Origin of the sequence: Sorangium sp. So ce1504 (assembly GCF_051521635.1) — a bacterium.
In the GTDB taxonomy this organism is placed as follows: Bacteria; Myxococcota_A; Polyangia; order Polyangiales; family Polyangiaceae; genus Sorangium; species Sorangium cellulosum_B.
The window spans coordinates 1,966,480-1,978,903 of record NZ_CP150365.1; the positions used below are offsets into that span (position 1 = coordinate 1,966,480).

A 12,424-nucleotide genomic window follows, 5' to 3' on the forward strand; every position below is an offset into this window, starting at 1 on the left:
TGCACCGCGTGAAGTCACGTGTCGAGTCGTCGACGAGTACAAAGGTCGTCGCTCGGCCCCGCCGGCTGGGGGGAAATCGACTGTTCATGCAACCACGGAATCCTTCGCGTGGACTCCGTGCCATGGCATCAGGGGCTCACGCAGGTCGCAGCGTGCGATTTGCGCTCTGCGCCTGCTAGGGCGGATATCGGTCGGGCGCCCGGGGGAGCGAGAAGGTACCGCGGATCCGCTCGGCCGGGCGGTTCAAACGCGCGCTCATGGTCGCCTCGAAGGTGCCCTTCACAGGCGCTCCGACGCTGGTGAACTCGGTGACCCTGAGCTTCGCGGTGTCCGAGGTCCACTCCGACCCTGTCTTCGGATCCAGGAAGCGCACCCGGATCACCTCGAGCTCTCCCGGCAGCTTGAGGCCGGTGGCGACGATATCGAAGTACGTGCCTCCTGCGCCGCACGAATCGAGGATGAGCCGCGGCGCCTTCGCGTCGGGATCGAGGACCTCCGCGTAGGGCCCGGGCATGGGATCCGCCACCTCGTAGGTGAACTGGCACGGACCCTCGAGTCGACGCACGCTCCCGCCCTGCTCGATCTCGATGCGGCCGTCGCCGCCGATGCGCGATCCGCGCCTTTGCAGAGCGGCGCCCGGCTCGGCGCTCGGGGCAGAAGGCGCTTCGACCTTCGGCAGCGCCGAGGCGAGGGGCTGGGACGGCGCGGGGGCGCGCGCGGGCGAGGCGGGCGGCGCGGCCGCCGGAGCGGACGACGCCGGTTCTGCGGTCGTGCGGTCCCGCTCGGGCGACGACGGACAGGCAAGGAGCTGCGATGCCACGAGGCCGGCCGCCCCGACCTGGCTTGCCGCCCGCCTGCGCGCGCCGCTCAGCGCCGCATCTCCTGTCCGCTCACCCCTTGTTCCGCCCACCCCGCGACCTCCGGTACTCGTCGAGCTCCTCGCGGCCTGCCTTCCCGTTCCGCTCGAGCGTCTTCAGCCAGCCGTCGCGGTATTCCCGCATCGTCTCCGCCACGGTCTCGGCGACGACGAGGTTGCGGTACCACTTCGCGTCGGCCGGCACGATGCACCAGGGCGCGTGCTTGGACGAGCAGCGCCGGAAGACCTCGTCGTAAGCCTCGGTGTACTCGTCCCAGTGCTCCCGCTCTTTCCAGTCGTTCACGTTGAGCTTCCACGCGGTCGACGGGTTCTCCTCGCGCTCCAGCAGCCGTTTCTCCTGCTCCTTCTTGCTGATGTGCAGGAAGAACTTGATCACGATGGTCCCGTGCTCGGAGAGCAGCTCCTCGAAGTCGTTGATGTGACCGTAGCGCTCCCCCCACAGCGACTTGGGCGCGAGGTCGTGCACGCGCACGACGAGCACATCCTCGTAGTGAGAGCGGTTGAAGATGGCGAACTCCCCCGCGCGCGGCGCCTGCCGGTGGATACGCCACAAGAAGTCGTGCTCTCGCTCCTCCTTCGTGGGCACGCCGAACGAGCTCACCGTGACGCCGCGCGGGTTCAGCGCGCCGACGACGTTCTTGATCGCCCCGTCCTTGCCGGCCGCGTCGCGGCCCTGAAGGACGATGAGGATGCTGTGCGTCCTCGCTCCCCACATGAGCTCCTGCAGCTCGAGCAGCTCTTCGCCGAGCTCCTTGAGCCGCTCCGCTGCCTCCTGCTTCGTCGCGTCCCGAGCCGGATCGGTCGAGACGTCATCGAGGCGAAACTTCGAATCAGGCTTCGTGAGTCGCGTGATGGGCATGTCCGCGAGCCTACACGAACCCGCAGCGTCGCCATCGCCGGAGTGACGCGCGACGTCACGGCGCCGCGGCGGCGGCGAGCAACGCGTGGACCTGTTGACGCATGGACCCGTTGCCGTTGACGCGACGAGCGGACAGCCACGTCGGCGGCGCGCGAGGAAAATCCTGTTGCAGAAATGAAATGAACTACGTACCGTCGAGGTCGGAAGGGCATCGCCATGCGCCTGTCCTCGTCCCTCGGGTGCTTCCGATGGTGCGCCTGGCGAAGCTTCTGCCGTGGAGGGGGGCGCGGATGACGCACGCTCTTGGATTCGACCATTTCTTGGCTCGGATACGGCCTGCCGCGCCGAACGCGTGATGTTGGTCTCTGCCCCTGTCTCCCGGCCCCCAGCGGCTCACCGGCGGCGCACCGGCGTTCAGCTCGGCATCGGCGTCAAGCTCGCCGCAGCGACCGTGGTGGTCCTCACCAGCGTCACCGTGCTGGTCGCCAATCAGGTGATCCAGAAGACACGAGATGACCTCGTGTCGGCGAAGGCGAACGCCGCGTCGATGATGGCGGATCTGCTCTCGGGCTCCCTGACCGCGCCGCTCGATTTCGGCGATCGGGACACGGCGCAGGGCGATCTCGACCAGCTCCGGTCGAACCGCGCGCTCATCGCCGCGGTCGCGTGGGGCAGCGACGCCGAGCCCGTCGCCAAGGTCGGTCAGCCGGAAGGCGGTCTGTCGGCGTTCACCGCGCGCGGCGCCGAGAACCAGGTCCTGGAGCGCGAGATACGCGTCGCCCGCCCGATCGTGCGCGACGACGGGCGGCGCCTCGGGACGCTCGTCCTCGTCTTCTCCCTCGAGCCCGAGAACGCCGCGTTCGCCGCGGCCCGCCGCAACATCCTCGAGTTCGCGGGCATCGTCGGCGCGATGACGGCCTTCCTGCTCCTCGCGTTCGCAAGGTGGCAGATCGTGCGTCCGCTCTCGAGGCTCGTCGACGCCGCGCGGCGCGTCGGGGAAGGGGACCGCGCCGTCCGCGTGAACGTCCGCACGAACGACGAGCTCGGCCGGCTCGCCGACGTCTTCAACGCGATGAGCTCTGCCATCCTCGAGCGCGAGGGCAGGCTCGAGATGGCCACGGAGAGCCTCCGCGAGCTCTTCGACAACATGCGTGAGGCCATCGTCGCCTTCGGCCCCGACGGCCGGCTGGGCAGCGAGGCCTCGAAAGAAGCCAGGCAGATCTTCGGCGACCGCGCCGCGGAGGGCAACCACGTCGCGGAGCTCCTCTACCGCGGCGGGCCGCTCTGCGTCGAGAGCCAGGCGCTCCGGCAATGGGTCGACGCGGCGTTCGACGCCGAGGTCGACGCCTTCCCGGAGGTCGCCGAGCTCGCCCCGCGCGAGGTGTGGTTCGAGCGCGCGCCGGGCGACCGGAGGTTTTTGCGGATCGAGCTCTGCCCCATCGTCTCCGGCCAGAAGATCGCGCGCATCATGCTGCTCGCGACCGACCAGACCGAGCTCAGGCGCCTCACGGAGAGCGTCAAGACCAAGGACGAGGAGCACGCGCGCCAGATCGCCGCCATGCGCCGCCTCATCGCCGGCGGCGGCCAGGTCTTCGTCCGCTTCATCGAGATCTCGCGCGAGCGAGTTGACCGGTGCAGCGAGATCCTGAGGCCCGGCGGGGAGCTCGGCCCCGCGGACATCGACGAGCTCTTGCAGCAGCTGCACACCATGAAGGGCGAGGCCCGGTCGTTCGACCTGGAGCGCCTCGCGGACGAGATCATGACGCTCGAGGACGAGCTCTCCAGGGTCCAGGCGCGCTCGCGCTCGGAGGACAGGCCCTCGGTCGAGGGGCACTCGGCGTCGTGGCGCTCGCGGCTCACCCGCGTCGCGGACGAGCTCACGCGCGCGCAGGAGACGTTCGTCGACGCCTCGCCCGTGGGCAGCGCGATCCTCGACCAGATCACGGTCCGCCGCACGGACGTCACCCGGCTCGGCGAGCTCGTCGGCCCGCAGGGCGGCGAGGCCGCCGAGATCGTCCGCCGCCTCGCGGCCCGGCCGTTCGGCGAGGTGCTCGCGCCGCTCCTCGAGCGCGTCCCCCGCTGGGCCGAGCGGGAGGGCAAGCGCGCCCGCCTCGAGATCGACGGCCGCGAGGCCTCCATTCCTTCGGATCTCGCCCGCTTGCTGCCGGGCGTGTTCCTCCACCTCGTGCGGAACGCGATCGCCCATGGAATCGAGCCCCCCGACGCGCGCAGCCGGATGGGCAAGCCCGAGGTCGGCGTGATCCGCGCCAGCTGCATCGAGGAGCGGCCGCTGCCCACCCTCCTCGTCGAGGACGACGGTCAGGGCATCGACTTCGACGCCCTCGCGACGAGCGCCGGCGTCGATCCGAAGGATCTGCGCCGGACGCGCGAGCTCCTGTTCACCCCCGGCGTGAGCACGAAGGGCGACGTGAGCGACCTCGCGGGCCGCGGCATCGGCCTCTCCGCGGTCCGCGCCGATCTCCTCTCGGTCGGCTGGCTCATCGAGGTGGACGCGTCGCGCCAGACCGGCACGGCGTTCGTGATCCGCCCCCAGGCTGTCCCTCTCAGCAACGGAGAATGACTCGATGTCACACGGCGGACGCATCCTGGTGATCGATGACAGCGAGATCGTGCTGATGCGGATCCGCGTCGAGCTGTCGAGCGCGGGCTACGAGGTGGTCACGACGACGCAGCTCGTGGGCACGGCCCGTCACCTGCGCGGCTGCGATCTCGTCATCGTCGACTTCTTCATGCCGGGCCTCGACGGCGCCGCCGTCCTCCGCTCGCTCAAGGCCGCGGTGCCCGAGGGCGAGAGGGCGCCGCTCTTCTACCTCTACACCACGGACGCCGAGGCCGGATCGCGGTACGCGGAGCTCGGCTTCGACGGCGTCTTCAGCAGGAAAGGCGATCTCCTCGCCCTCACCCCGCAGGTGCAAGCGGCGCTCCGCATCCGCAAGCTCGCCGGCCTGTCGCGCGGCAAGGAACGCAAGACATGACGCCTCGCCGGCGCGCCCTCGTGCTCGGCCTCTTCGTCGCGGCCGCCCTCGTCCCATTCCATGTCATGGCGGAGCCGGCGACGGCGCCCTTCGCCGTGCAAGCGGAGATCGTCACGCGCATCCTGCCGTACGACAGGGGCTTTCCAGAGCGGGTGAAGGGACAGGTCTCTTTCCTGCTGCTCTCTCGGGCGGGCGACGCGGACTCGCTGAGCGCCGCGCTCCAGATGAGGAGGGCGCTGAACGACATCGGCAAGGTGCGTGACAGGCCGATCCGCGTGGAGAGCGCCGAGTACTCGAGCGCGTCCGAGCTCGCCGCGACGTGCCGCGCGCGCGACATCAACGTCGTGTACATCTCCTCGGGGCTCGGCAGGGAGGTCGCCTCGATACGCGGCGCGCTCACGGACACGGGCATCCTGAGCTTCGCGGCCGTGGAGCCCTATGTCTCGCAGGGGGCCGTGCTCGGCGTCGACGTCGCGGACGGCAAGCCGCGCATGAGCATCAACCTCGCGCAGGCCCGGGCCCAGCACATCGACTTCCCCGCTCCCATCCTCAAACTGGCAAGGATTTACTGAGTGAGCTCGACCCGTCTCGCACTGATCTGCGCCGCGTCGCTCGCGTGGTCGACCGCTGCCCCGCGCGAGGCGCGGGCCGAGGACGTCAGCTCGCTCCTCGAGATCCTCGAAGAGAACGTCGTGTCCGGCGCCTCGCGCTCCGCGGAGCGCGAGAGCGACGCGCCCGCCATGTCGTCGGTGATCACGGGCGCGCAGCTCAAGCTCTTCGGCATACGGCGCCTCGCCGACGCGCTCACCTTCCTCGCGAGCGGCGTCTTCGCGCACGACCGCATGTCGGTCCCGGAGGTCGGCGCGCGCGGGGTCGCCCTGACCCGGGACTCGAACAGCCACGTGCTGATCGTGCTCGACGGCATGGTCGTGAACGAGCAGGGCGGCGGCGCCGTCTTCCTGCACGATATCCCGATCGAGATCGTCGACCACATCGAGGTGGTCCTGGGCCCTGGCTCCGTGCTCTACGGCGCGCAGGCCATGCTGGGGGTCATCAACGTCGTCACGAAGAAGGCCGCCGATCACCAGGGCATCCGCGCCTCCCTGACGCTCGGGGCGTCGCCGCCGCTCGACGAATCGGGCGACATCCGGGCGCCGGAGGTCGAGGGCGTCGGGGGCGAGGGCACGGCGGCGCTCGGCTTCGGGCGCCGCTTTACGCTGCTCGGGCAGCCCGCGGGCGTGGTGGCGGCGGTCGACATGCACCGCTTCGAGGGGCCCGAGGTGAGCTTCCCGAAGCAGCGGCTCCCGGTCCTGGCGGACGGCGTGTCCGTCATGGATCTCGGCTCGCACGCCGAGCCCGGCTCCTGGGGCGGCACGGTGGAAGAGCAGTGGTTTCGCCGCAAGGCAGGCGCCTTCGTGCGCCTCGACGTCGGCGACCTGAGCGCCGTCGCGCAGGCGACGCGCTCGTCGTGGGCCGCGCCATTCATGGATCTCCACGAGAACCGCGTCGGGGCCTATGACGACGCGCGCAACGACAACACGCAGACGCTCCTCCTGACCAGCGTGCGTTATCGCGCCCGTCTGAGCGAGCGGCTCGAGGGCGTGGCGCGCGGCTACTTCGGGTTCAGCCGGATCGAGCGCTCGCGCTACGTGGTGGGCCACGACCCGCTGGTGCCGCACGTCCCGATCGACGTGCTCGATCCGGAGCAGTGCCCGCGCGGCCCGTCCGGTCCCTGCCGGAAGGACGCGCTGTTCCTCTCCCGCTGGGTCGGGCTGGAGCTCCAGGCGCGGTACGACTGGGCAGGCGACGGCGCCTTCACGACCATGGCGGGCCTCGATGGGCGCCTCCGCACGTCGGCCTACGAGTTCGTCGCGTTCGACGAGCTCACGGGGAAGAGTTATGGCTCCGACCCGGCGCGCACGCGCTGGCACGGCGGCGGACACCGTCTCGAGGACGAGGCCGCGCTCGGGGCCTATGTGCAGCAGACGCTCCGCCTGTTCCGGCCCCTCTCGCTCAACGCCGGGATCCGGGTCGACCTCGACTCGCGTATCCCGCTCGAGTACGTGGCGAACGCGATCTCGCCGCGCGCCGCGCTGATCCTCACGCCGGACGAGCGCGTGTCGCTCAAGCTCATCTATTCGAGCGCGTTCCGCGCCCCCAGCTTCGTCGAGCTCTACACGGTGAGCGGCAGGCTCCTGCCGAACCCGGACGGCCTCAAGCCGGAGAAGGTCTCCTCCCTGGAGGCGGTCTCGTCGTTCCGGAGCGGCGCGTACTCCTTCACGGCCGGCGGCTTCTACTCGGACTGGCGGGACGTCATCGAGCTCCAGCTCCTGAGGGCGAAGGCGCCCAGCGTCTCGAGGTACAACAACGTGCCAGGCATCGAGAACTACGGCGCGAACCTCGGCTTCGAGACGAGCTTCCTCGAGCGGAAGCTGCGCGTCGGCGTGAACTCCACGTTCGCCGCGACGCGACGCCGCATGTCCGCCGAGCAGATCACCCGGAACGCGCGGTTCGGCACCGGCGACGACGTCCCCATCACGGTCGCGCCGCAGGTGTACGGCAACGCCCGCGTATCGTACGAGGTCGGCTCTGGCGCCGTGTCCCTGGCGGCCGCCTACATGGGCCGGCGGATCGCCGACCAGGCGTACTATGGCGGCGATCCGTCGAACATCACCCCTCGCCCCGAGGTGCCGCCGCAGCTCGAGCTCCGCGCGGCGGTGACGGGCGCGATACCCGGGGTGAAGGGCGCCGGGTACACGCTCGGCGGGCAGTACGCGTTCTCCGCCCATGAGCCCTACGTCGTCGGGCCGAGCCAGGGGCAGCCGCGCTACCTCGTCGAGAGCGGCCCCACCGCGGATTTCGCGTTGAGGAACCGCCTCACGCTCTTCGCCGGAATCGAGCTTCACCTCGACGACGACGACGCCGCAGGCAGCCCGGCCGCGGCGGCCAGGCCCTCCTCCATCGCGACCGTCGGGCGCGCGAGCCACGGAGCTTCACCGTGAAGAGCACACGTTTTCCCGCGCTCCTCATCCGCCTGTCGGCCATGACAGGCCTCCTGGCGGGGGGCTGCGTCGAGGTCGGCCACCCCATCGAGGTGGGCTGCTTCGTCGAGGACGACAACCCGAACTGCTTCGACACGGGCGTCTCCGCGAGCTCTTCTCAGGCGAGCGGGACCACCGGGGCCGGCGGGGCTGGCGGAGGCGGCGCGAGCGCCGATGGCGGAGGCGGCGCAGGCGGGAGCGCTGATGGCGGGGGCGGCGCAGGCGGTGACGGCGGCTCTGCGGGCTCGGGCGGCTCGGGCGGCTCAGGCGGAGCCGGGCTGTGAGCGCGCCGGCTATCGCCTCATCACGGTGGATTGCGTCAACCTATCGCCCCATGAGGGGCCGAATCGTCCACCGTGGAGTCATCTCCGACGGTACCCTACTGTCGATTGGCATGCTCTCCGGCTGGAACTCGCATGGTCGGCATCGTTGGAACGAGGACGCAAAAGGCGTTGACAGTCGATCCTGTTTGCCATAGTCGTAATGATGCAACTCGGCTGGACCTCCGTGTCCCTGTCGTGAAGGGGGAGCGTGCACGACCGAAATTTCTCTGGCGGTCTTCTCCTGCCGACGCGCATCAGGGAGCCATCGACATGAAGGCGAGCGCCGTCCTCATCGATGTACCACGAGAAACGAAGTGTGATCTCCTGCCCTGACCGGGCAGGGAGCTCTCGAGAGAAGTCCCCGCGATGCCCGCGATGCCCGCGATGAACGAGACCGAGGCCAGCCGGATGCAGGGCGCGACGATCTCGCGAGCCCAGCGGATACTCGACGCCTTGCCGGTGATCGTGTGTGTTCTGGACCTCGCGGGACCGCGGCTCACGGGGCATAACGCCGCGCTCGTCCGGGCGCTCGGCTGCACGGAAGAAGAGCTCCTTTCGCGGGGCGTCGAGGCGCTCTCGGCGCGAATTCACCCCGACGATCTCGCCGGCCTCGCCGCGCGCGCGGCCGAGCTCGCCGCGGCGCGCGACGGCGGGGTCGTCGAAGGCGAGCTGCGGGCGCGCAGCATCGAGGGAGGGCAGCGCGAGCGCGTCTTCGCCGTGCGCGCGGAGGTCTTCACGCGAGGGGACGACGGCGCCGTGCGCGAGGTCGTCCTCTTCGCAGAGGACGTGACTGCGCGAAAGCGCCGCGAGCAGGGCGGCCGAAGGAGGGACGCGGTGTTCGCGGCGCTCTGCGACCGCGCCCCTGTCTTCATGTACGCGAAAGACCGTGACGGCGCCTTCCTCCTGGCGAGCCGCTCGACCGAGGAGCTCGTCGGGGCGACCCCGGGCAACATGCTCGGAAAGACCGATAGGGACTTCTGTCCGGCGGAAGTTGCGTCTATTTACAAGGACGTCGATGACCTGGTGCGGAGGACCGGCGCCCCGTTCGAGGCCGAGGAGATCGTCCCGCAGGCCGAGGGCGATCGGACCCTGTACACGATCAAGTTCCCCCTCCGCGGCGAGGGCGTCCCGGAGGGCGCGGTCGCCGGGATCTCCGTCGACATCACGCGGGTCAAGGCGGCGGAGCGCGAGCGAGAGGCGGCGCGGGACGAGCTGATCGCGGCGCAGCAGGACACGATACGGGAGCTGGTGACGCCGCTCTTGCCGATCGCCGAGGGGGTGCTCGTGATGCCGCTCATCGGCTTCTTCGACAGCGCGCGGGCGAGCCGGATCATCGAGACGCTGCTCGAGGGCGTGGAGAGGCACTCGGCTCGCATCGCGATCATCGATATCACCGGGGTCAAGGCGGTGGACGTCCAGGTCGCCGAGATGCTCGTGCAGTCCGCGCGCGCCGCCGGGCTGCTCGGGGCCCAGGTGGTGCTCACGGGCATCCAACCGGCGATCGCGCAGACGCTCATCGAGCTCGACGTCGATCTGCGGGGCCTGGTCACGGCGGGGACGCTGCGGAGCGGCATCGCGTATGCGGTTCCGGTCGGGCAAGCCCGCGGTGGACAGGAGCCGCGCCACTTGCGCCGCGAATGAGAGCGAGGCGCGCGTAGCCCGCGCCATCGCAGGGGGGTCCCGGATGTCGGCGCGCGCACAGCCGCGCTGAACCGTCAGGGGACGGTGAAACGGGTCGAACGATATCGAGAAAAGGAGGGGATTCATGGTTCATCGCGCCATCTCTGGGGGCATCTTTCTGGCGACCAGCGCGCTTGCCTGCAGCTCGGGCGAAAGCACGGCGGAAGCGCCGCTGACCATCGCTTACATCACCCACAACAAGTGCAATCGGTTCCACGATCTGGGTCGCGCGGGCGCCGCGCAGGCGCAGCGCGAGCTGTCGACGACGAGCACGCGGCCGGTCAACGTGATGATCCTGGACCCTGAATGTCCGGAGCTCACGGAAGACGGCAAGCCGCTGGACCCCGACGACGCCTGTTACCTTTCCCGGCCGCAGATGAAGGTGCTGCAAGAGGTCATCGACCTGAAGGTGGATGCGATATCCGTCGATGTCTTCGACGGTGTCTGCGAGAACGATCTCGTCAACCAGGCGGTGGACGCCGGCATCAAGGTCGTCACGTACGGCGGCGACGCTCCGGCCAGCAAGCGCCACACCTACTACGGCATGGACAACAAGGCCGCTGCTGCCTTCCTCATGGATGCGCTCGCGACCATCAACGGGAAGACCGGCAAGATCGCCTTGCAGACGATGATGGATGACGACGGTAACGGAGTCTACACCCCCACCCCCGCGGGGACGTTCATCGACCGGCTCGCCGGCTTCTCCGAGGCGCTGAAGAAGTACCCGGACATGACGAACGTCGTGAGCCTCCCTTGCGTGTGCTGCGATTACGCGATCCCTTTCTGCGCGGGGACCGCGGAGGAGGCCCTGGAGAACGACCCGGAGATCACGGGCTTCTTCTTCTCCTACAGCAAGCTCCTCGGCGAGCCCGACCTCGCGGCGAATGCGAAGACGCTCACCGCGAGAGCGAAGGAGAAGACCATTCACTCGGTGGCGTTCGACACGCTGCCGGAGTACATGGATCGCATGCGCGCGGGGTACGTGGACGTGCTCCTCGGCCAGAAGCTGTTCGGCTGGGGCTACGATACCGTCATGCTCGCGTACGATCTGGCCACCACCGACCGGCAAGTGAGCGCCTTCACCGACGCTGGCTGGTACGTCGTCTGTCCGAACAACCTGGAGGAGTTCGAGCGCAACACCCAGGCGATGGACTACCGGACGCCCCTGTCGAAGTGCAGCTTGCTCCCCTGAGCCTCGCGTTGCTCGGCACGGCAGGCCGCATTGCGTGACGCGCGCCGCGATCGTCGCTTGCGCGGGTAGGCCAGGCTACGGCGCCGCGCCGCCCGGCCGGCCGGCCGGCCGCGACAGCGAGGCGGCGCAGCGTCTTCGGTTTCGCCGCGCGCGCGCCGTGGCTATCATGGGTCGAGCTCTGGTCCGCGCGTCCGCCGCCGGGCTTGGAAGGAGCCGCCATGAGGAGAGGCCTGCCGCGATGAACGAGACCAGGGCCAGGGAGCAGCAGGACGCGCTCAGCGCGAGAGCCCGGAGGATGCTCGACGCGGCGCCGACGATCCTGTGTGTCATGGGCCTCGACGAGCGGCGGCTCATCGCACATAACGCCGCCCTCGCCCGCTCGCTCGGCTGTACGGGCGAAGAGCTCTCGACACGCGGCGTCGAGGCGCTCTCGGATCGGATCCACCCGGACGACATCGCCGGCCTCGCCGCGAGCGCGGAGCGGCTGAAGCGGGCGCGGGACGGCGAGGTGATCGAGGGCGAGCTCCGGGCGCGAGGCCGCGAGGGAGACGAGCGTATCTTCGCGGTGCGCGCGGAGGTCTTCGCGCGAAGCGAGGATGGATCCGCGCGCGAGATCTTCCTGTCGGCGGAGGACGTGACAGCGCGAAAGCGCCGCGAGCAGCATCTCCACAGGAGCGAGGCGCTGCTCGCGACGTTCTGTGATCACGCGCCGGTCCTCATGTACGCAAAGGACGGGGAAGGAGCCTTTCTCCTGGTGAGCCGCTCGGTGGAAGAGCTCGTCGGGGCGACCCCGGGCAGCATGCTTGGAAAGACCGATAGCGACTTCTTTCCATCGGAAGTTGCGTCTATTTACAAAGACGTCGATGACCTGGTGCGGAGGAACGGCGCCCCGCTCGAGGCCGAGGATCCCGTCCCTGACGCCCGAGGCGAGAAGACGTTCTACTCGATCAAGTTCCCTGTCTGGGGTGAGGGCATCCCGGAGGGCGCGGTCGCCGGTATCTCTGTCGACATCACGCGGGTCAAGGCGGCGGAGCGCGAGCGGGAGGCGGCGCGGGACGAGCTGATCGCGGCGCAGCAGGACACGATACGTGAGCTCGTGACGCCGCTGTTGCCGATCGCCGAGGGGGTGCTTGTGATGCCGCTCATCGGGTTCTTCGACGGCGCGCGGGCGAGCCGGATCATCGAGACGCTGCTGCAGGGGGTGGAGAGGCACTCGGCCCGCATCGCGATCATCGATATCACCGGGGTCAAGGCGGTGGACGTCCAGGTGGCCGAGATGCTCGTGCACGCCGCGCGCGCGGTCGGGCTGCTCGGCGCGCAGGTGGTGCTCACCGGCATCCAGCCGGCGATCGCGCAGACGCTCATCGAGCTCGACGTCGACCTGCGGGGCCTGGTCACGGCGGGGACGCTGCGGAGCGGCATCGCGTACGCGCTGAAGCGAACGTGAAAGCCGGCC

At 69.7% G+C, this 12,424-nt stretch carries 10 protein-coding genes; 8 read left to right on the forward strand and 2 right to left on the reverse strand.

Going from position 1 to position 12,424, the window contains the following annotated elements; all coding sequences use genetic code 11:
* Positions 1–175: 175 nt before the first annotated feature.
* Both WMF39_RS07510 and WMF39_RS07515 read right to left on the reverse strand, forming a co-directional pair.
* Positions 176–910 (reverse strand): hypothetical protein, encoded by a 735-nt coding sequence (locus WMF39_RS07510; protein WP_437744862.1) that lies wholly within the window; start codon positions 908–910, stop codon positions 176–178.
* A complete protein-coding gene (locus tag WMF39_RS07515; RefSeq protein ID WP_437744863.1) occupies positions 891–1,736 on the reverse strand; it encodes a PPK2 family polyphosphate kinase in 846 nt (281 codons plus the stop codon). The genes WMF39_RS07510 and WMF39_RS07515 overlap by 20 nt, the downstream gene beginning before the upstream one ends.
* Positions 1,737–2,091: 355 nt before the next feature.
* Between WMF39_RS07515 and WMF39_RS07520 the strand changes: the two genes are divergently transcribed.
* The 8 genes from WMF39_RS07520 to WMF39_RS07555 all read left to right on the forward strand — a co-directional run bounded on the left by WMF39_RS07520 (position 2,092) and on the right by WMF39_RS07555 (position 12,415).
* On the forward strand, positions 2,092–4,317 hold the full coding sequence (locus WMF39_RS07520) for a HAMP domain-containing protein (RefSeq protein ID WP_437744864.1): 2,226 nt from the start codon (positions 2,092–2,094) through the stop codon (positions 4,315–4,317).
* Positions 4,318–4,321: 4 nt separating this feature from the next.
* Complete coding sequence (locus WMF39_RS07525; protein WP_437744865.1) at positions 4,322–4,732, forward strand: response regulator; 411 nt, start codon at positions 4,322–4,324, stop codon at positions 4,730–4,732.
* On the forward strand, positions 4,729–5,304 hold the full coding sequence (locus WMF39_RS07530; protein WP_437744866.1) for a YfiR family protein: 576 nt from the start codon (positions 4,729–4,731) through the stop codon (positions 5,302–5,304). Before WMF39_RS07525 ends, WMF39_RS07530 begins: the two co-directional genes overlap by 4 nt.
* A complete protein-coding gene (locus WMF39_RS07535) occupies positions 5,305–7,734 on the forward strand; it encodes a TonB-dependent receptor plug domain-containing protein (protein WP_437744867.1) in 2,430 nt (809 codons plus the stop codon). It abuts the gene before it with no gap.
* Positions 7,731–8,057: a hypothetical protein gene (locus WMF39_RS07540; protein ID WP_437744868.1), complete on the forward strand. Its 327-nt coding sequence runs from the start codon at positions 7,731–7,733 to the stop codon at positions 8,055–8,057. The genes WMF39_RS07535 and WMF39_RS07540 overlap by 4 nt, the downstream gene beginning before the upstream one ends.
* Before the next feature lie 405 nt (positions 8,058–8,462).
* Positions 8,463–9,737: a PAS domain-containing protein gene (locus WMF39_RS07545; protein WP_437744869.1), complete on the forward strand. Its 1,275-nt coding sequence runs from the start codon at positions 8,463–8,465 to the stop codon at positions 9,735–9,737.
* A 124-nt stretch (positions 9,738–9,861) separates the two neighbouring features.
* Complete coding sequence (locus tag WMF39_RS07550; RefSeq protein ID WP_437744870.1) at positions 9,862–10,968, forward strand: substrate-binding domain-containing protein; 1,107 nt, start codon at positions 9,862–9,864, stop codon at positions 10,966–10,968.
* Between the two features lie 238 nt (positions 10,969–11,206).
* The gene (locus WMF39_RS07555) at positions 11,207–12,415 is read left to right on the forward strand and encodes a PAS domain S-box protein (protein ID WP_437744871.1); all 1,209 of its coding nucleotides are present in this window, start codon (positions 11,207–11,209) and stop codon (positions 12,413–12,415) included.
* The last annotated feature ends 9 nt before the right edge of the window (positions 12,416–12,424 follow it).